General features: G+C 35.8%; 20 protein-coding genes. 10 read left to right on the forward strand and 10 right to left on the reverse strand.

Features of this window, described 5'->3' with window-relative positions:
- Window positions 1-90: 90 nt before the first annotated feature.
- Complete coding sequence (locus tag H4J76_RS16920; RefSeq protein WP_182218218.1) at window positions 91-414, reverse strand: hypothetical protein; 324 nt, start codon at window positions 412-414, stop codon at window positions 91-93.
- 503 nt (window positions 415-917) lie between these two features.
- On the opposite strand from H4J76_RS16920, the gene H4J76_RS16925 reads away from it, so the two are divergent.
- On the forward strand, window positions 918-1,451 hold the full coding sequence (locus tag H4J76_RS16925) for a phospholipid-binding protein MlaC (protein WP_259366896.1): 534 nt from the start codon (window positions 918-920) through the stop codon (window positions 1,449-1,451).
- Window positions 1,452-1,477: 26 nt separating this feature from the next.
- The gene (locus H4J76_RS16930) at window positions 1,478-2,335 is read left to right on the forward strand and encodes a mechanosensitive ion channel family protein (protein ID WP_182231000.1); all 858 of its coding nucleotides are present in this window, start codon (window positions 1,478-1,480) and stop codon (window positions 2,333-2,335) included.
- A gap of 88 nt (window positions 2,336-2,423) precedes the next feature.
- Here H4J76_RS16930 and H4J76_RS16935 read toward each other — a convergent pair whose 3' ends face one another.
- From H4J76_RS16935 to H4J76_RS16965, 7 genes are all read right to left on the reverse strand, one after another.
- Entirely contained in the window at window positions 2,424-3,293 is an 870-nt protein-coding gene (locus H4J76_RS16935; RefSeq protein ID WP_182222970.1) for a mechanosensitive ion channel family protein, read from the reverse strand.
- A gap of 24 nt (window positions 3,294-3,317) precedes the next feature.
- Window positions 3,318-3,752, reverse strand: a complete 435-nt coding sequence (locus H4J76_RS16940) for a RimK/LysX family protein (RefSeq protein ID WP_182231001.1) — start codon at window positions 3,750-3,752, stop codon at window positions 3,318-3,320.
- Between the two features lie 8 nt (window positions 3,753-3,760).
- Window positions 3,761-4,786, reverse strand: coding sequence for a succinylglutamate desuccinylase/aspartoacylase family protein (locus H4J76_RS16945; RefSeq protein WP_182231002.1), 1,026 nt, complete (start codon window positions 4,784-4,786; stop codon window positions 3,761-3,763).
- A gap of 14 nt (window positions 4,787-4,800) precedes the next feature.
- Window positions 4,801-5,706, reverse strand: coding sequence for a 30S ribosomal protein S6--L-glutamate ligase (gene rimK / locus H4J76_RS16950; RefSeq protein ID WP_070374431.1), 906 nt, complete (start codon window positions 5,704-5,706; stop codon window positions 4,801-4,803).
- A gap of 526 nt (window positions 5,707-6,232) precedes the next feature.
- Entirely contained in the window at window positions 6,233-6,484 is a 252-nt protein-coding gene (locus tag H4J76_RS16955; RefSeq protein ID WP_182222828.1) for a hypothetical protein, read from the reverse strand.
- A gap of 26 nt (window positions 6,485-6,510) precedes the next feature.
- Window positions 6,511-6,729, reverse strand: a complete 219-nt coding sequence (locus H4J76_RS16960) for a hypothetical protein (protein ID WP_182217893.1) — start codon at window positions 6,727-6,729, stop codon at window positions 6,511-6,513.
- A gap of 389 nt (window positions 6,730-7,118) precedes the next feature.
- Complete coding sequence (locus H4J76_RS16965) at window positions 7,119-8,465, reverse strand: magnesium transporter (protein WP_182217891.1); 1,347 nt, start codon at window positions 8,463-8,465, stop codon at window positions 7,119-7,121.
- Window positions 8,466-8,589: 124 nt separating this feature from the next.
- On the opposite strand from H4J76_RS16965, the gene H4J76_RS16970 reads away from it, so the two are divergent.
- The gene (locus H4J76_RS16970) at window positions 8,590-9,072 is read left to right on the forward strand and encodes a DUF1353 domain-containing protein (RefSeq protein ID WP_070374435.1); all 483 of its coding nucleotides are present in this window, start codon (window positions 8,590-8,592) and stop codon (window positions 9,070-9,072) included.
- 98 nt (window positions 9,073-9,170) lie between these two features.
- Here H4J76_RS16970 and maoP read toward each other — a convergent pair whose 3' ends face one another.
- Window positions 9,171-9,491 (reverse strand): DUF413 domain-containing protein, encoded by a 321-nt coding sequence (gene maoP, locus H4J76_RS16975; RefSeq protein ID WP_182222827.1) that lies wholly within the window; start codon window positions 9,489-9,491, stop codon window positions 9,171-9,173.
- Between the two features lie 101 nt (window positions 9,492-9,592).
- Here maoP and H4J76_RS16980 point away from each other — a divergent pair, with 101 nt between their 5' ends.
- From H4J76_RS16980 to H4J76_RS20055, 5 genes are all read left to right on the forward strand, one after another.
- Window positions 9,593-10,468: a LysR family transcriptional regulator gene (locus H4J76_RS16980; protein WP_182231003.1), complete on the forward strand. Its 876-nt coding sequence runs from the start codon at window positions 9,593-9,595 to the stop codon at window positions 10,466-10,468.
- Between the two features lie 159 nt (window positions 10,469-10,627).
- A complete protein-coding gene (locus tag H4J76_RS16985) occupies window positions 10,628-10,909 on the forward strand; it encodes a hypothetical protein (RefSeq protein ID WP_182217884.1) in 282 nt (93 codons plus the stop codon).
- Between the two features lie 369 nt (window positions 10,910-11,278).
- Window positions 11,279-11,713 (forward strand): tetratricopeptide repeat protein, encoded by a 435-nt coding sequence (locus tag H4J76_RS16990; protein WP_182217882.1) that lies wholly within the window; start codon window positions 11,279-11,281, stop codon window positions 11,711-11,713.
- Between the two features lie 487 nt (window positions 11,714-12,200).
- Window positions 12,201-13,676 carry a carbon starvation protein A gene (locus tag H4J76_RS16995; RefSeq protein WP_182231004.1) on the forward strand — a complete coding sequence of 492 codons (1,476 nt, stop codon included), beginning with the start codon at window positions 12,201-12,203 and terminating at the stop codon, window positions 13,674-13,676.
- 401 nt (window positions 13,677-14,077) lie between these two features.
- Window positions 14,078-14,986: a hypothetical protein gene (locus H4J76_RS20055; RefSeq protein WP_259377161.1), complete on the forward strand. Its 909-nt coding sequence runs from the start codon at window positions 14,078-14,080 to the stop codon at window positions 14,984-14,986.
- A 184-nt stretch (window positions 14,987-15,170) separates the two neighbouring features.
- Here H4J76_RS20055 and H4J76_RS17005 read toward each other — a convergent pair whose 3' ends face one another.
- Window positions 15,171-16,166 carry a catalase family peroxidase gene (locus H4J76_RS17005; protein WP_182231005.1) on the reverse strand — a complete coding sequence of 332 codons (996 nt, stop codon included), beginning with the start codon at window positions 16,164-16,166 and terminating at the stop codon, window positions 15,171-15,173.
- 299 nt (window positions 16,167-16,465) lie between these two features.
- Here H4J76_RS17005 and H4J76_RS17010 point away from each other — a divergent pair, with 299 nt between their 5' ends.
- Both H4J76_RS17010 and H4J76_RS17015 read left to right on the forward strand, forming a co-directional pair.
- A complete protein-coding gene (locus H4J76_RS17010) occupies window positions 16,466-17,053 on the forward strand; it encodes a TetR/AcrR family transcriptional regulator (protein ID WP_070374442.1) in 588 nt (195 codons plus the stop codon).
- A 169-nt stretch (window positions 17,054-17,222) separates the two neighbouring features.
- Window positions 17,223-17,837: a phospholipid-binding protein MlaC gene (locus H4J76_RS17015; RefSeq protein WP_182217877.1), complete on the forward strand. Its 615-nt coding sequence runs from the start codon at window positions 17,223-17,225 to the stop codon at window positions 17,835-17,837.
- Window positions 17,838-17,858 lie beyond the last annotated feature (21 nt).

The raw sequence follows: 17,858 nt of genomic DNA on the forward strand, positions 1-17,858 counted from the left end.
ATATAAACCTAACTTGCTATCACCATTACAAGTCAGGATTTGAATCTTATTAATACAAACTATATTTAACATTATAGACTGTATTTATAATTAACGGTGCGCGCCACCTTTCTTTTTCATATTGACTACTTTTCGAGCTATATCAAGTAATTCAGGTGAAACATCTTCAGCACCATCTTTTATTAGTTTACTCACATCACCGGATGAAAAGAATGAGCCACGTTCAGCTTTTACGCCTAATGATCTTACAAAATCTTTTGTTTTACCTGTACTACCCGTATCAATATACTTAAAAATAATTTGTTCATTAAAACTTTGTGGTTCTTGCTTTAAAGTAGCAATAGTATTGGTAAGTAATGTTATTTCCGATCCTAACATTTCTATTAATTCGGCAATATCTGAATATGGTTTCATTAAATTATTTAGCTCTTATAATATTATCTGATAATGCCAATAGGCTATCATTTTACAGGAGAAGCAAGTCAGTATAACTAGCCTGCTTAAAAAATTATTATACAGTGAATGCCTCTGAGTAAACAGTCTCTATTTTAATAGCCCAGAGCAATGATGAATTATTGTTACTTTTTTAATAATATTACTTAATGAATGCCCATCTTATTGGTCGACAAAACCGCCACTGCCTCATATTCAATGTTCAATGTTCACCATAACTTTCCTACAATGAGATTATATTATTTAAAATTCTAAGTTTAATTACTTATTTTGATTAAAGGTTGTCATTTATTACGCTTGATTGTTTCTCTCGTAAGTCTATAATCCGCATAATTATTATATAACTAACCACAATAAAAATGAAAAAATCATACAAAAAAAACGTAAATATATATCTTGTCATTTTTTTGTTGCTAAGTCTTTGTATTTCCTATTTAGCGGTAGCGAAAACAGATACCCCAGAGATGAAGACTAAGGCAGTTTTTGGTCAAATAGAATCGGCTTTATTAATTTTAAAAAGTAACAATCAATTCACTAAAAGCAATATCAGAAGTGTATTAACCCAATACCTTCTGCCTGAGGTAGATATTCAATATTTTAGTTATAAAGTTATTAATCAAAATTTGCCCAAACTATCTGCCGAACTTAGGACTGAGTTTGTGACTGAGTTATCAAATCAATTAATAAATACTTATACCAACTTATTAAGTAAATATAGTGGTGAGTCAATGACCATCGGTACAGGGTCATTATCAAAAAGTGGTAAAATGTCGATGGTCAACATAACGATTACCGGTGAAAGTAAAGTCAACAAAGCGGTAGTAAAGTTACTGATATCAAAAGAAGGCACTTGGCAGTTCTTTGATATCATCATTGAAGGCATTAGTTTATTAGATGCAAAGCAAAAAGAAATAAATTCAAGTTTCAGTAAGTTAGGTGTCGAAGGTACACTGTTACATCTAAAAAGTATTAATCAAAGAAGCCTCACTTCTTTATAAAAATCAAGGTAGGTACAATCGTTCTAATGGAATGGCTTAATCATACGAATAATTTCAAAGCACTTTCAGCAGTACTCGCTAATAATAAATTTGTTATTGCGCTATTGTTTATTTCTATTTTTTATATGATTAAATATCTCATTGTAAGAAGAATAAAACGAAAATCAAAACAAGATAAAAGATTACAAATCAATGTAGTCAATAATATATTTACGGTATTAATAATCGTGATGGTTTTTAATATTTGGTCTGAAGAAATTCAAAAATTTGCTTTTTCGATTGCTGCTTTTATTGTAGCAATTGTCTTAGCAACCAGAGAGTTTATTCAATGTTTTATTGGTTTTGTTTATATCCTGTCAAGTCGACCATTTCGTATTGGTGACTGGGTACAAGTTGGCAATCATTACGGCGAAGTGCATTCAACAGACTGGGCAAAACTAACACTGTTAGAGGTAAATGTAGATGATTATCAATACACCGGTAAAACGCTATACCTACCCAATAGCCAGCTAATTACTTCGGTTATTAAAAACCTTAACTTTTTAAAACGATATGCAATGCATCATTTTACCATTGTCAGAGATGACAGTGTTAATCCCTTCGAGTTTATTGATGAGTTGTATACTAGAGCAAGTTTATATTGTAGTGACTTTAAAGAAGTTGCAATCCGCTATAACCAACTGATTGAAAACCGTTTAGAGGTCAACATCACAGGCCCTGAGCCACATATTCAAGTAGCAACTTCTGAGGTTGGAGATACGCAAATATTTTTTACTATATTTTGCCCAACAGAGATAGCATTAGAAATAGAGCAGAAGTTAACTGCTGATTTTATGACATTGTGGTTTAAGCAAAAAATGGTTTCGTCAACTTTATCAAACTAATGTAATATCACTAATTATCAAGTCACTCAATCACGATTAATTTCTTGACTGAGTGAATTTTTAGACGCTAACATTTTGATAAATAAAATTATTTCTTATCGCTATTCAATAAAGTAAGCGTGCCATCGAGGTGCACATCGCGTTGCGGAAAAGCAACAACAATATTATTCTCTTCAAACAATTCCTCTAATCGAAATCGAATATTACTTCTAGTCACTCTTAAAGCCGTTTCTCCAGTTGAGTTTATCCAAAAATTTACATAAAACACTAATGAATTATCACCAAAGTCTTCAAAAACAACGACGGGCATTGGCGTGGTCAATACTTCTTTTTGTGCCAGTGTCGCTTCTAAAATAAGATCCGCTACTTTTCTAGCCCGAGTACCATAAGCAACTCCAACAGAAACACTTGTTCTCACTAAACTGTCTCGAAGCGTCCAATTCACTACCGTATTTTCAAGTAGTTTACTGTTAGGAATAAGCAGATGAACACCATCAACACGTCTAATACGGGTTGAACGGGTGTTAATTTCTTCTACGACACCTTTGGCATTTTCAACTTCTAAAAAGTCACCAATTTTAATAGGTCGTTCCCACATTAAAATCCAACCACTGATAAAGTTGTTAATAATGTTTTGCGCGCCAAAACCAAAACCAATCGCGATTGCACCCGATAAAAAGGCAAAAGCGGTGATCGGCACATTAATCAAATCTAAGGTGGTGATCAACAATATAACTATCGCAATCACATAAAAAACACGCTGTAATAAGTGTATAATATTTGGATCAGTTTTTTTGGTCGTTAAACGCTTGGTTATAAACCTTACGCCCCACTTAGTGAGTAACAACCCAAGGTAAATAATTAGCGGAATTAACAGTAACCCACCCAATGTTACTGGTTGATCAGCAATAGTAATAACCTTAGTAGATAAGATTTCTTTTATTTGTGTAAAGTTCATAAAATCCCTTAATTTAACGACTTTTTATTTTGATCCTAAAAAGACTTTTGATGGGTCAACAAGAAAGCGTTTACCCAGTGCTTCTCTTCCTAACAGCATTAAATAACTCATATCAGAGCGATCTGTTAAAGTTATTTCAATTGACCACCTGTCTTCGCCAAGTACGATGGGTGTTTCTATAACGTAGCGTTGCTCTGTAGTGCCATTTGACGATTTAACTTTACGCATATCGCTAATGGGCGCCGTACATTTCTGCATGACATCCACATTATGCATATCAGGGTGTAGATCAAACGTCACACTATGTACGCCATCAATAATTAATTTTTTAATATTATCAACATGTAACGACGACGTTTTTGCGCCGGTATCAACTCGTACTTGTAAGTCATCAATAGCTAAGTCTGGCAAAGCTATTGACTCTAAACGCCCGATAACAACTTTATTCGCTTTTTTCATACGCTTCTCTAACTGTCGTCATTTTCAGGTAAAAGCTGCTCTTGCACATTTTCAATATGACCTGCAATTTCTTCATCATCTTCACTGAAATAAGCGACATGAAACATGGCTTCACCTTCTTGAACTAAAGGTATGTTTTGCTTACCAATTAAAATGCCTGAGCGTGTTGCTTTAACCGAATCAAATATTGCACCGTATGGACTACCAATTTCGGCTAATACTTGACCTTTAGTGATCTGATCGCCCAAATTTACAATATTATGAACAATACCACTAGCGTTAGCGCGTACCCATTGGCTGCCATTAGCAATAAACGGCATACGTTTTTTCTTCTTGGTGCGGACAACTTTTCTTGTCATACCTAAATGCTGTAATACATTTAAGATACCTTTCATGCCCGCTCGAATTGAAAACTCATCAAAACGCAGCGCTTCACCCGCTTCATATAAGAGTATTTTCGTTTCGTTTTTAACGGCTGATTCTCTTAACGAGCCGTCAACTAAAGTAGAATTCAACACTACCGGTACGCCAAACACTTCCGCCAAGGCTTTAGTATCGGGATCAGACATATCCGCCCTAATTTGTGGCAGGTTTGAACGATGAATGGCCCCGGTATGTAAATCGATACCGTAATCACAATGCTTAACGATTTCATTGAGAAATATATAAGCAACGCGTCCCGCTAAAGAGCCTTTCGCAGAACCGGGAAAACAGCGATTTAGATCACGACGGTCAGGCATATAGCGACTTTGATTGACTACGCCATAAACATTAACCATAGGAACAGCAATAACCGTGCCTCGCGTTATTTTAAGTTTCTTTTCGTGGATCAAGCGTCGAATAATTTCAATACCATTTAATTCGTCGCCATGTACTGCCGCACTCAAAAAAATAGTTGGCCCCGGTTTTTTAGCGCGAATAATATGAACGGGCAAAGAAACGTCTGCATCGGTATATAACTTAGCAACCGGCAACTCTATTTTGCGCTGCTCTCCAGGTAAAATTTCGAACTCACCTATACGTAATATGTCCATAAAACTCTCTTTAATTATCCTTTGCCACGTGTCTTAGTATCATGAGGTTTTGCATTTTTTTCTAAAAACTCAAACACCATCCCGGCAACATTTTTACCCGTCGCTTTTTCAATACCTTCAAGGCCAGGAGATGAATTAACTTCCATGACCATAGGACCATTTTGTGAACGCAGTAAATCGACGCCACACATGTTCAAGCCCATCGCCTTTGCCGCTTTAACTGCTGTGTCACGCTCTTCTTTCGATAATTTAACCACAGTAGCAGAGCCGCCGCGATGTAAATTAGAACGAAATTCACCTTCAGCGCCTTGACGTTTCATCGCCGCAACCACTTTACCGCCAATTACTAAACAGCGAATATCAGCACCACCGGCTTCTTTAACAAATTCTTGTACTAAGATGTTCGCTTTTAAGCCCATGAATGCTTCGATGATGGCTTCAGCCGATTTAGCGGTATCGGCTAATACTACGCCTATGCCCTGCGTGCCTTCGAGCAACTTAATAACCACTGGCGCGCCGCCAACATTTTTAATTAAATCTTTGGCATTATCAGGCTTGTTTGCAAAACCCGTTCGCGGTAAACCCAAACCTTTACGCGATAGCAACTGTAATGACCGCAATTTATCGCGTGAGCGGCTGATAGCGACGGACTCATTAATGTTGAAAGTACCCATCATTTCAAATTGTCTTGCCACAGCCGTGCCGTAAAAAGTTACAGAGGCGCCGATACGAGGAATAATTGCATCATACTTTGGCAATTCTTTACCCTTGTAACGCACAGCTGAACGAGTACTCGTGATATCCATATAACAGTGTAATGTATCGATAATATCAACTTCATGGCCCATAGCTTCGCCGGCTTCTTTTAAACGGCGCGTAGAGTAAAGATTTTTGTTTCTAGATAAGATAGCAACTTTCATAATAAGTCCTGTAGTGCTCACCTTTATTTAAGGTTAAAGAGTGAGGTAATAAGTAATATCGAGTGTATAGCTAGCTCATTAAATAATAAAGCGCTATATTTCGATACGTTTAATCAAATAAAGTGATTAGACGGCGATTTATATAATTATAAAGTCGTTATTATAGAATATTTTACGTCAATAGTTGAAAAAATAACGATTAAAATTTATTAAGATAAAACACTGAGCAAATATTACTTGTTTAGACAAATTTATGGGCTCTACAACATTGGACTAAACTGTGATTTTCCCGGGTAAAATGGCTTAAATGAATAATGGCAGATTATTTTGTATATGATTTTTAAAATGGCAATACTGGCAGAGTTTTAGAACAAAAAATGAGGGGGAAGTTTGTTGAGAATAATGAATAGCTGTGTTTATTTACGAATAGATGAAGTGAAGTAAGTGAACTCAAATTATAAAAACCACTTATATTAAGTGGTCTAAATAATTTGAGTGACTTAGACAAGCTGGTAATACAAAACGATTACTCGTCTTTAGGTAAAACCTTTATTGTTTTGTAATCGCCTTCTTTTAATTCGTCATTGATACAATTTAATAAATAAGTTTTCATATCAGCTTCTGCTATTTCATCTTCAATAGCGTATTCTTTACATTGACTTAAAAGGCTTGATACGTAGTCACTAGGTGCATCCATTAAAGCAGGTTCTGCTTCTTCACTGTGCGCTATGCTTGAAGTTAGGGCTAATAAAGCGATAGCTAAAATTGTTTTTTTCATAAATATTCTCTTTACATTAAAATTACTTACATATCCCAATAGTCACTTAATGAATTAAGTTGACGGTCAAGGAACCTTTTTTCATTTAAAATATCTAATCTTTCTTTAACCAGATATTTCTGTTTGGCGATATTGCTAATTTCTTTTTTATTTGCAGAGCCACTCGTTACTTCGAATCCGGAGATACCAGGATTGAAATTCAAATTGCTACCTATGCCAGTACTTTCGTATGTATCAATATTCATTTTTTGCCTTCAAAAAAATCATAATTAGATTCTGGATGGATAATGTTCCACTATTTGAGAATTGAAAAGCAAAATATTTTCGTTTAACTAATCAATTTTTTTTGTTAAACAAGGAAAATAGCTAACCCTTGATATAATGAGTGTGAGTACTGGAAGATTAAAGCATGACGGGGAGAGAATAAAAAAAATAACAAGCCTTTTAAAAACAAGAGGTTACATTCGAAACAGATTATTTAAATCGATTATTTGTTAACAATAAAATAATTCCCAGCGGCTTAAAAAATTAAATTGGTCTGCAAGAAGCAGCAACATTATTCTTTTCAGCGCTGAGAATAGCCACTATTTTTATCGCTAAAATAACAATAAAAACGTTAATTAAGCTGATTTTTCTAAAGCAGTAATAAGGTACCGCAGCCAAGAAAGGCTATAAAACCAAATATATCTGTTACGGTTGTTAAAATAACAGCTCCAGATAATGCTGGGTCGATGTTAAATTTATTTAATATCCAAGGTATCCATACCCCTGATAACGAAGCAACTAAAATATTACCTAAAATAGCGATACAAATGGTGACTGATAGCATTGGATTTTCAAACCAGTAAAAAGTGATGATGCCGATGACCGTCGCCCATAACATGCCATTAATTGCGCCAACTTTAAGCTCTTTTTTAACGATAGCCTGCCTATTAGCATCACTAATTTGCCCTAACGCTAAACCACGTATAATCAAGGTTAACGTTTGACTACCGGAAATACCGCCCATCGATGCAACCACCGGCATAAGCACGGCAAGTGCAACAACTTGTTGTAAGGTCGCTTCAAATAAACCAATAAACCAAGAAGCTAAAAATGCAGTCACTAGGTTAATACCCAGCCAAATCGCTCGGTTTTTACTACTTAACCAAACACTGGCAAATAAATCTTCTTCATCACTCAAACCAGCCGATTGCATTAATTGATTATCTTTATGCTGGTCTTTGTATCTATAAGCAGAGTGCAAATCTAAACGGCCGGTTAGATGGCCATTTTCATCAACGATAGGTAATGCTGATTTTCCAGAAAGGATCACTTCGTCAATTGATTCATCTATATCTTTACTGGCTTCTAAAACTTGAACATCTTGATACTCTACACTGGCTAAGGGAGTATCCCCATCTAAAAGCAATAGTTTATTGATGGGGATCTCACCAAGTAATTGGGCATTATTATCAACAACATAAATAACTTCAGTTAATGGTAATAAATTTTTTGCACACACTTTCTTTGCTGCTGCGACTTTCAATTTTTGCGAAATTCTTTTTTCGTCAAAGCTTTGCCAGCGCCCTACTTCATCTTCAGAATAATCTTGAGCCTTTTTTAAATACTCTCTTTGTTTAGCTGTCATTTTTGTGACAGCATATTCAATGAAGCGATCGCTTAAATCTTCAGTAAGTTCTATTAAACTGTTGGCATCTAATTTATCAAATAAAGGAAAACAAGCATCGTCATCCATTGCATTTAATAACATCTGCCGAGATTCATTTTTCATCTCTAGAAAAATATTTTGTTGATAATCTGCGCTCAACAACGCCCAAAGACTTAATCGAGGTTTGATAGGAAAAGCTTCTAAAAGAATTGCTACGTGCTCTGGCATGAGCGTATCTTCAATTTCAGCAGCTAATTCATTTAATTGAAGATCGTTGGCTAATAGTTCTTCGATTTTTTCAATATAAGTAGGGAGTAGTTCTAGGGACATTTAATTTCCTAATAAAGATTTCAACAAATTTTTTGAATCAAACTAAGTAAAATTTTGCGTTTTATTTTATGGGTTATTTAACTATAGAATCGCATTATTCTCTAATCATTAAACTAGAAAACTAATGAAAATGCCAAAGTTACAGCCTTTTGCTATAAAAACGCAAAAGTTTTCATTTTATTCCAAATTGTGGCGATTACTTTTTAAGAAGCGGCAATGGCAACTTATCGAAGATTGGCATTATACCTTACCTAACAAAAGAATCGTTATAATTCCGAAAGGCTTTATTTTTGATGGTAGTTCGTACCCGGCAATAGTCTGGCTTTTCTTCTCGCCAACAGGGTTATTACTCATCCCGGTTATTTTGCATGACTTTTGCTTTGAGTATAATTATTTATGGGCGAAGCAGGATGATAAAATATTTAAATTTAAAGAAGGCTATGGTTTTTTAAAATGGTCAACACTGATCCGCAAAGTCGGTATAGAAAGAAACGAACTACTGCTGATTGATTATTTTATATGGGTACTGTGTATGGCTTTTGGTTGGGTAAATTGGCTAACATTTCAGCGCAAAACTAAGCCGACGTTATTACCTGAGGACAAATAGGATAATTTTAAAAGTCTCAACTGAGAATTTGTTAAGAAGAGGATAAACTTATCGGTAAGTTTATCCTTAAATCTACTGCATATTAATTATTTTATCGACTAACTGGCTGCTGCTTGAGTAAATATGCTGCCATTTAAACAGTGAAACGACTTATGCCTGGTTATTTTTATGTATTTTTTCCACAACAGCTCAACTTTAGTTTGACCTTCAAGTTGTGATTCACACATGTTTACAAACTGTATTTCAACTTCATTTTCTGGCGAACAAATAGCTTTTTCTAACATCAGTAAACGTTTGCCTACCTGTGTTAATAATTCTGCTTCGGCGATATTGAAATCTCCAGATTTTCTGAAACCACGTGGAAAATGTACATCATCGTAAAATTGTGTTGCAGCAATAAATCCATGTATTAAAGTCATTTGCGCCTCTATTGACAGGGTATAGGTTTTAGCGGATTATGCGGCTAACAAGCAAGGCTGTAAAACAAATAATAATTATCGTATCGATAAGAGATTGCAGTATGGATATTGAGTTAATTAAAACCTTCTTAGAAGTTAAGGATTGTCGTCACTTTGGTAAAGCGGCAGAAAACCTATATCTGACCCAAGCGGCGGTTAGTACTAGAGTTCGTCAGTTAGAGAAATACTTTAATGTGACCTTGTTTCAGCGCACCAGAAACAATATTCAATTAACACCCGCAGGAGAAAAGCTTGTCCCCTACGCGGAGCTTATGATCAATACCCTTCGAATGGCAAAACAAGATATTGCCATAAGCACTGAAAAAGTTGCGCACATTTATATTGCCGGCACACCTAATACTTGGGATGTTTATATACATGATGCCATTTCAAAGATATATAGCAATGAACCACAAATCAGTTTAATCGCTGAAATATTATCGCGAGAGCAATTAACCAGACAATTACTTGAGCGCACTTTAGATGTTGCGATTCTATTTGATCCCCCAAAAGTAGAAGAGCTAAAGATTGAATCTTTACATATGTTTAATTTAATTCCCGTGACGACTTTTAATAACAAAGTAACAAGCCCCGCAGACTTACAACGTTATATTATGATTGATTGGGGAACTAGCTTTACTCACTGGCATGCTAAAGAATTTTCTGACATATCAATTCCTGCAATTAGAACGAGTACAGCGCGTATTGCACTTGATTTAATGCTGCAATGTGGCGGGAGTGCCTATCTACCAGACATGCTAGCGAAACCTTTTATCGAGCAAGGTAAGTTATTTAAAATCAATACCCTGCCTATTTTTAAACGTGAATTGTTTATTGCCTTTCATAAAGAAAATGAGAATGAAGAACGAATTATTGATATTAAAAATTTACTGAGAAAAGATGAACCAGAAGCCCCCGCTATTATGAGCCCCCAGTAACGTGAAAAACAGATACAATTTATAGCGAACTAGCACAGTAAATTCAAAATATTTTCAGTAAAAATCATTTATCGTTAACGTAAAAATATTTTACTTTTCTTGTTAGCAAAAAGCGTAGATTATGCTGTTTTTACTTGAGTATCCTTTGGTGATATAACAATGAATATCAATTCTAATTATGAGTTATCAGCTTCTGATGAAATAAGTTTTAACTATGATCTATCTTCAAACGAAGGAGATGATAATAACAATGATGATGATAATGATAACGATAGTGACAATAACATTGCTGAATTTGAGTTACATACCTCACCTAGCGATGTAAAAAAATCAAGACACAGTAACAAACGTAACTATTTAGCCAAGAAAAAAATTGAACAGCTGCAAGAAGAACGACAACTGAGAAGGTTCACTCAAGATTACTATGATGATTGGGATTAAGTGCATAATTAACGCTTAATCGATAAAATAATAGTAACGCGAATTAATGATGAATTAATTCGCGTTTAGTTCTTTAGCAAGAATTGATTACCCGCCACAAGATTGCCATTGAGTGAGTTCAAGCAAAACGTTGTTATCGACTGACTTCCATTAAAAAGTGATTAGGTTTATTACTGAGTCATAACTCTTCAATTTTCAGGTCTAAACTAGTCTAAAGTTAAAACTGGTGTTAAAATATCAAACAGCCCATTTAGGTTTCAATAATGACACAATAAGGCTTGATAGCATCAAAAACTACAAATCAAGAATAAACCTTGTAAGTCAACCGCTAGCACCTAGACCTCAAACAACTTAAGAGTACTAAAAACCATGAATACAAAAATCTACAAGCGCGTATTTGCTTTGGCTGGAGAGTTAATGCTTGCTGCTCAGGAAAGAAATCAAATCAACTTTGACAATTGCTACAGTGAATTAAAACAACTCTGTGATGATAATGAAAATACCGATAAAGACCATCCTGTTCAGTGGGAAACACTGGCTGACTTTACCGACGATTTACCCTTAGCTATTTCAATTTACGAGAAAGCATTACTTAAAGCAGAAGAGATTAATTCAAAAGATTTTCGTTCATCAATTGGCTTCTCCGTTGCATCACTACAAGTTGAACTCGGTGAAAAAGAACAGGCGATTGAAAACTTAGAAAAAGCAAAAATCAGCTGTAATAAAATTGTCGACAAAGAATTAAAAGCTGAAATTCATGATTTATTAGAAGCATTAAAAACTGAAGTATCGAGTCCTTACTAAATAACTCATCAGCCAGCGAGTAACTTTATTTAGCTTTGATCAATAATCAAGTTACCACCTAAAATAATACAGTCGCCTGCTAGCGTAGACGACTGCAATGTCTAATTTATAAGCTATAGTAAGGTCGCTTTACGCTATTACTTCTGTGTCTTATCGGCTTTAGTTGGAAAGTTGATACCCGTTAAAGTCAATGGCTGTTGCATTGAATGTATGCATTTTATCGACGCTGCTCACCTAATATAAAATCAATATATCGCCAAAATAATTCTTCATACTGAGTATGACTTTGTAAATTTGATGTAAAGCCAAAAAAATATAACCAAACAGAGTTCATAAAGTATTGCCCAGCGCTAAATAAAGCGGGGAATAAACATAAATTCTCCTTTGACACTCAGTATATATAGGTAATACTTAGCAAATATTCGCTTGCACAAATCTGTGCTCCCCCTGAATAGATCTATTCACTAGAACGGAGTAATAAACAATCATGATTATCTTTTTTATCTGTATCACTCTATTAATATTGGGTTATAAGTTTTATAGCCCTTTCATTGAAAAACAAGCGGGCATTGATGAAACCATCAAAACACCTCAAGTACGTTTTGAAGAAGGGGTTGATTACGTTGCCATCCACCCGGTTAAAGCCTTTCTTATTCAGTTTTTAAATATTGCTGGGGTAGGTCCTATTTTTGGTCCTATCCTTGGTGCCCTCTATGGACCAGTTGCACTTATTTGGATTGTACTTGGTAATATTTTAGGTGGCGCAGTACATGATTACTTTTCTGGGGTCATGAGTATTAAAGAAGATGGTAAAAGTTTGCCTGAAATTGCAGGCCACTATTACAACGTTTACTTTAAAGGGATAATGTTGATATTCACCACAATGCTACTGTTTTTTGTTGGTGTTGTCTTTATCATGAGTCCTGCCGGATTATTAAGTAATTTAAGTTATTTTGAAGGCACATTTTTAGCCGGTAATACCTTTTGGGTTTTAGTTATTTTAGGCTACTATTTACTGGCAACACTGTTACCCATAGATAAGATAATAACCAAGCTCTACCCCCTTTTTGGTTTACTCATGATAGTGATGACCTCGCTTATCGCGGTATCATTACTTATGAATGCGCCACACTTACCTGTCGCGGGTGATTTTTTGGGGTATTTTAACTCAGACCATTACAGTCATGACTTTTTAGAACCTAATGCTGACGGTCTCCCTGTCTGGCCATTATTATTTATAACAATTACCTGTGGCGCAATTAGTGGTTTCCATTCGACACAAGCACCGATTATCGCGCGTTGTTTAACCAATGAAAAATATGTACGCCCAGTCTATTATGGCGCGATGATGTGCGAAGGCATTGTAGGTTGTGTTTGGGCCTTAGCTGGCATAGCAGCATTTCCTGAAGGTTACTCAGAGCTTAAAGCATTGCTTAACCAAGGCGGTCCTGGCTTAGTGGTTAACCATATAGCAAACAGCTACCTTGGCGCACTCGGTGGCATTATGGCTATTATAGCCGTTGCGATATTCCCTATCACTTCTGGAGATACCGCTTTTCGGTCCTTGCGTCTAACCTTAGTGGATGCATTTAATATCCCACAAAGTTTACGCAACCGCCTCTTGTTAGCCGTGCCTATTTTGATTATTGCTTATTTTATGACAAAATTAGATTTTTCAATAATATGGCGTTATTTTGCTTTTTCAAACATGCTACTTTCTACCAGCGTATTATGGCTAGCCACTAAATTTTTGTTTGACCGTGGCACTTTCCATTGGATTGTCAGTTTGCCTGCCATTGTTGGTACTAGTGTTAGTGTCTCTTATATTATGACGGCAGGAATAGGCTTAAATTTACCCAGTGAATATGGCAAATTAATCGGGGCTGTGGTCGGTGTTATCTCACTTATCTTATTAATACTGGCACACAATAAACGGGTAAATATTGCCTCAACATCACCTTAAGGTTTGAGATGTTTGATGTTTGATGTTTATCATTAACAACAAAAGCAGTGCTAATTAGCACTGCTTTTTGATTTTTATCTGCCCAATAAAGCGCAATTACTGTTAACTTTTCAGGATAAAAAGTTAAAGAAAGTCCTTATTTTCTAGCGGTTCAATCAGACCTAAGCCAAATTGATAACTGGAGATAATTAACGTATTCTAATCAGTAACAGCCAACAGGAAGGCGTACACTTATATTTTTAATTTCCCTAGCCTTTGAAACCTTGCCAATATAAAAAATGTTACTGTCGCGCAAAACGCCAATAATTATTATGCTGAAGCTAAAATATTGGGTATTAGTACTCTTATAGTAAAAAACATTATCGTGTTACTGACAACATACCTAGGGAATTGCAAAACTTATGCAAAATTTTTTTAAAAAAGGACTCAATGTCGTTCGCTCAGTTGCAGACAAAGCTACAGAAGAGTTAGCGGCTAATTATTCCATTGTTAAAGAAAAAGTGAATGGCTTACCCGTCTTTATTTCCGCAGAGAAGTCAGACAAATATAACGATATCCAGTATGACGAAAAACACTATTTTGTTATACCTTTCCAACTATCAGAATATAAATTTGCCTTACACACCATGCGGTGTCTCCCGAATGCTGTTCCAGAAATTAACAACCTGCCTAAAAGGCGTGTTTTTCACTTTCCCAATCAACATTCAGAAGAAATGCTTAAAGATTATATGCGCCAATCAGCAGAAGAAATGGTAAGAAATAAAAGCGCAAGTAATCCAAACAGTATTGAGTCTTTGGCTGATCAAATTGACGCGCTAGATAAAAAACTCACATATAGCATGCTATTAGTGGGTGGTTTGGCCGCTGTGGTAAATCCATTATTGGGCGTAGGTATTGCGGCAAAAGCGTTGTTACCCAGTGTTGGCGGTATAATTAACAAGTACGGCTTGCGTCCTACGGGAGAGAAACTTTCCCAACATCAGCTGAATAAATCTATAGAAGAAGCTGATGCACATATTGCAAAAGAATTTGCCGATGCAAGTACACTGCAGGTTATTAATCCTATATTACAAGAATTAGAGTTGACACTACGTACCACAGAATTGCAGCATGACCCGATAACTGACGCCAATTTAGCTGATGGCAGTATTCCTGAACTTGATGGAGAAAGATGGCGAGAACTAACTGAGGTCGCTATTTGTCATGTTTACAAGGAAGTTTATCAAACGCCATCTCTGCACAAAAAAGCGGGTCTTGGGCCTAAAGACATAAGATGGCTAAAAATAATGTTTGAAGTAAACAGTAAATAAAGCTGTTCTGCATAAAGACTTTACCAGAAGCGATTAATTATTAAACTTGTTAACATTCACCATAAAACAAGAAAAAACTGCCCTTTGCTAACCATGTATTGTCAAATCAATGACACATGGGGGTCAGTTTTACTGACCCCCATTTCATAAAAGCAATGCTGATTTATACCTACTAGCGAGTCACTTATTGACCACTCAACCTTTTGCCAAAAGATATAGCATAAGCTGGTGAGCGCATTCTTAATACCGGATCATCACTTGGCGTAAAGCCTGCAGACATCATATTAGGATCAAAATTAGTATTTTTACATGCATCGCTGCCACTGGTATTAACGGTCACTGTGCCTAGCATTACTTGAGGACGCTCACTTGGCCATTGTTGTGATGGGTCAATATCACTGTCTTGTGCTTCACCTAAACTTGCCATAATGTTAAAACTAACCGTTTCATTTTTAAGCTGTTGCGCAAAGGTATCCGCTAAAAACTCAGTAGGCATTTTAGCAGCCTCAGCTTTTTCTAATGTTTTAACCCCTAAATTAGGCTCAATGGTCCAGCGAAATTTAGTTTTCTGTTGATTAGGTTGGTCAAAGTAAAAAGTGTGCAAACCAAAGAACTCAGTGTTGGCAAATGAAGCGGCTGTTTTAGCTGTTTTATTCCACATAGCATTAGCTTGAACACTCGGATGTTGTTGAATATATGCCATGGTTTTAGCGGGATCAGTTTTACCATTTTCATCAGGAAGTAAGGTCGATAAAAAACCATGAAAAACTTCTGGATTTTTACCGGCAAACACCGGAAAGTTATTACCAGTAAAAGTGTGAAAAGAGCCATCAGGTAACTTTATTTGCATGCCCATGCCGCGTGTGCCAGCCGCTTTTTCATCACTATTGGGATTTGAACCGCCAACGGAAAATCGAATAGATACCGGTAGTTCGCCGTTCGATAACAAAGCAGCTCCAGTAAAATGTTGATTGGGTGTTGGTACAAAAGTACCCGATGCACACAAACCTTTAGCATGTGCTTTTCTATAGCCAGGATGTTTCCCACCCAATTTTTCAAATATTTCAACAAAATCATTGGCGACAACTTCTTTATCATTGGCTGCAGCGTTCGATGTTGCTGTAGCAGTAGCGATAAGAAACAAAGCACTAATACTTGAGGTAATGAGATTATGTTTCATTGGTTTCCTTAGAGTGATTATTTCAATAGTTCAAATGACGAAAAATGTCATAGATAAGATCTAGAGTATTATCTACAAGCATAGCAAAGGACCTTAATAGTGTAATAAATATTTCACGACCAACTTGCATAAGACTAAAGAAATTTGTTGTCATAGTTATGGTGAAAATAATAATGATTTAATGACACAAAACATTCTTATTCAACTTCAAATATTTCACCAATAAAAAAGCTGGGTTTACAACCTACCCACCGGTCGGTTAGAATGAATTATCATTAATAGTTAATTAAGTCGTGAATATGAGAGACGCAGAGCTAACTCGTCAAAAAATACTAGAAATAAGTGCAGATGAAATTCATAAAAAGGGTTTCATCGCAACAAGCTTATCTTGTATTTTAGTGCGCTGTGAAGTTTCAAAAGGTGCCTTGTATCATCATTTTAAAAATAAAATGGAGCTGGGCTACGCTGTTTTTGAAGAAATTTATACCCCCATGTTTTTAGAATTATGGCAGCCAGCAGTAGAGGTAGATGATCCTATTGAAGGTTTGTGCGACTTTTTTACCGCTATGTATACCAACTCATCTTGCGACGAAATTGTTTGTGGTTGTCCTTTAAACAACCTTTGCCAAGAGATGTCTGGCGTAGATGAAGGCTTTCGCTTACGTATTTTAAACATGCAGCAACAACTCAATCAACTTATCGCCATTAACTTACAACGTGTCGCTAACCAGCTTCGTGACGACATTGATTTTAGCCAAGTTGCCTATTTTATTGTCTCAACTTTTCATGGTTCTTCTAGTTTAAGTAAAAGTTCTAAAAACAAAGACCTCTTTGAAAAAGTCATCAAAGAACTGTGCAACTATATTAGAAATCTTAGAAGTCATTAACGCCACTCTTTTCACTTATCTCCTTGGCTTTTCACAGCCGATATAGCAAATAGTAATAAAAAATATCAATTAAGTATTTACATACCGCATGGTCGGTATGTAAAATACCCCCTAATGAATTAACAATGAACTCAGCACTTAATACGCTCTCTCAAATACGGACAAAAACATGAAACACTTAATGGCAATATTTACTCTCTTATTCATGACTTCATTGGCAAGCTTTTCCAGCAATGCCTACAGCATTGAAAACTCTCCATACACAGTAATTGCTGAAACAGGAGAACGTTTGTTTTCTCGTATTGCTAAAGATCAAGAGTCACTGAAAAAATTCCCTGAACTGATGCGTGATATTGTTGAAGAAGAGTTAATGCCATCAATAGATTACAAATACGCCGCATTCAAGGTTTTAGGTAGAAATTTGAGAACGATGACCCCAGAACAGCGTGAAAAATTTGTTGTTTCTATGCGCAGTTACTTAGTAAGAACTTACGCAATAGCGTTAAAACAATATAAACAACAAGACGTTGCATTTGAATCTCATAAATCAACAAATGGCGCTAGAATTGTTGGTGTTAATTCAGTTATTCGTAATGCCAATGCGCCTGAAATTAACATTACTTTTCAAATGCGCCAAGACAGACAAACAAGTCAATGGAAAGCTTACGATATGATCATCGAAGGTATCTCTTTACTCAGTAGTAAAGAAGCTGAAATAAGCCAACGGATCCAAAAGAGTGGCATTGACCAAGTGACCTTAGAGTTAGCTTCTTTTAATCAATAAGTTCTCTAATTCCGTCATCAA

This window comes from Colwellia sp. BRX9-1 (assembly GCF_014077195.1).
Classification (GTDB): Bacteria; Pseudomonadota; Gammaproteobacteria; order Enterobacterales; family Alteromonadaceae; genus Colwellia_A.

Excerpts from the sequence above, each read along its gene's own strand:
- H4J76_RS16925 (WP_259366896.1), top strand. The coding sequence starts at position 918 with ATGAAGACTAAGGCAGTTTTTGGTCAAATAGAATCGGCTTTATTAATT.
- H4J76_RS16980 (WP_182231003.1), top strand. The coding sequence starts at position 9,593 with ATGGATATTGAGTTAATTAAAACCTTCTTAGAAGTTAAGGATTGTCGT.
- H4J76_RS16935 (WP_182222970.1), bottom strand. The coding sequence starts at position 3,293 with ATGAACTTTACACAAATAAAAGAAATCTTATCTACTAAGGTTATTACT.
- rimK (WP_070374431.1), bottom strand. The coding sequence starts at position 5,706 with ATGAAAGTTGCTATCTTATCTAGAAACAAAAATCTTTACTCTACGCGC.
- H4J76_RS16945 (WP_182231002.1), bottom strand. The coding sequence starts at position 4,786 with ATGGACATATTACGTATAGGTGAGTTCGAAATTTTACCTGGAGAGCAG.
- H4J76_RS16920 (WP_182218218.1), bottom strand. The coding sequence starts at position 414 with ATGAAACCATATTCAGATATTGCCGAATTAATAGAAATGTTAGGATCG.
- H4J76_RS16990 (WP_182217882.1), top strand. The coding sequence starts at position 11,279 with ATGAATACAAAAATCTACAAGCGCGTATTTGCTTTGGCTGGAGAGTTA.
- maoP (WP_182222827.1), bottom strand. The coding sequence starts at position 9,491 with ATGACTTTAATACATGGATTTATTGCTGCAACACAATTTTACGATGAT.
- H4J76_RS16955 (WP_182222828.1), bottom strand. The coding sequence starts at position 6,484 with ATGAAAAAAACAATTTTAGCTATCGCTTTATTAGCCCTAACTTCAAGC.
- H4J76_RS17015 (WP_182217877.1), top strand. The coding sequence starts at position 17,223 with ATGAAACACTTAATGGCAATATTTACTCTCTTATTCATGACTTCATTG.
- H4J76_RS16960 (WP_182217893.1), bottom strand. The coding sequence starts at position 6,729 with ATGAATATTGATACATACGAAAGTACTGGCATAGGTAGCAATTTGAAT.
- H4J76_RS17005 (WP_182231005.1), bottom strand. The coding sequence starts at position 16,166 with ATGAAACATAATCTCATTACCTCAAGTATTAGTGCTTTGTTTCTTATC.
- H4J76_RS16995 (WP_182231004.1), top strand. The coding sequence starts at position 12,201 with ATGATTATCTTTTTTATCTGTATCACTCTATTAATATTGGGTTATAAG.
- H4J76_RS16965 (WP_182217891.1), bottom strand. The coding sequence starts at position 8,465 with ATGTCCCTAGAACTACTCCCTACTTATATTGAAAAAATCGAAGAACTA.
- H4J76_RS16985 (WP_182217884.1), top strand. The coding sequence starts at position 10,628 with ATGAATATCAATTCTAATTATGAGTTATCAGCTTCTGATGAAATAAGT.
- H4J76_RS16970 (WP_070374435.1), top strand. The coding sequence starts at position 8,590 with ATGAAAATGCCAAAGTTACAGCCTTTTGCTATAAAAACGCAAAAGTTT.
- H4J76_RS16940 (WP_182231001.1), bottom strand. The coding sequence starts at position 3,752 with ATGAAAAAAGCGAATAAAGTTGTTATCGGGCGTTTAGAGTCAATAGCT.
- H4J76_RS20055 (WP_259377161.1), top strand. The coding sequence starts at position 14,078 with ATGCAAAATTTTTTTAAAAAAGGACTCAATGTCGTTCGCTCAGTTGCA.
- H4J76_RS16930 (WP_182231000.1), top strand. The coding sequence starts at position 1,478 with ATGGAATGGCTTAATCATACGAATAATTTCAAAGCACTTTCAGCAGTA.
- H4J76_RS17010 (WP_070374442.1), top strand. The coding sequence starts at position 16,466 with ATGAGAGACGCAGAGCTAACTCGTCAAAAAATACTAGAAATAAGTGCA.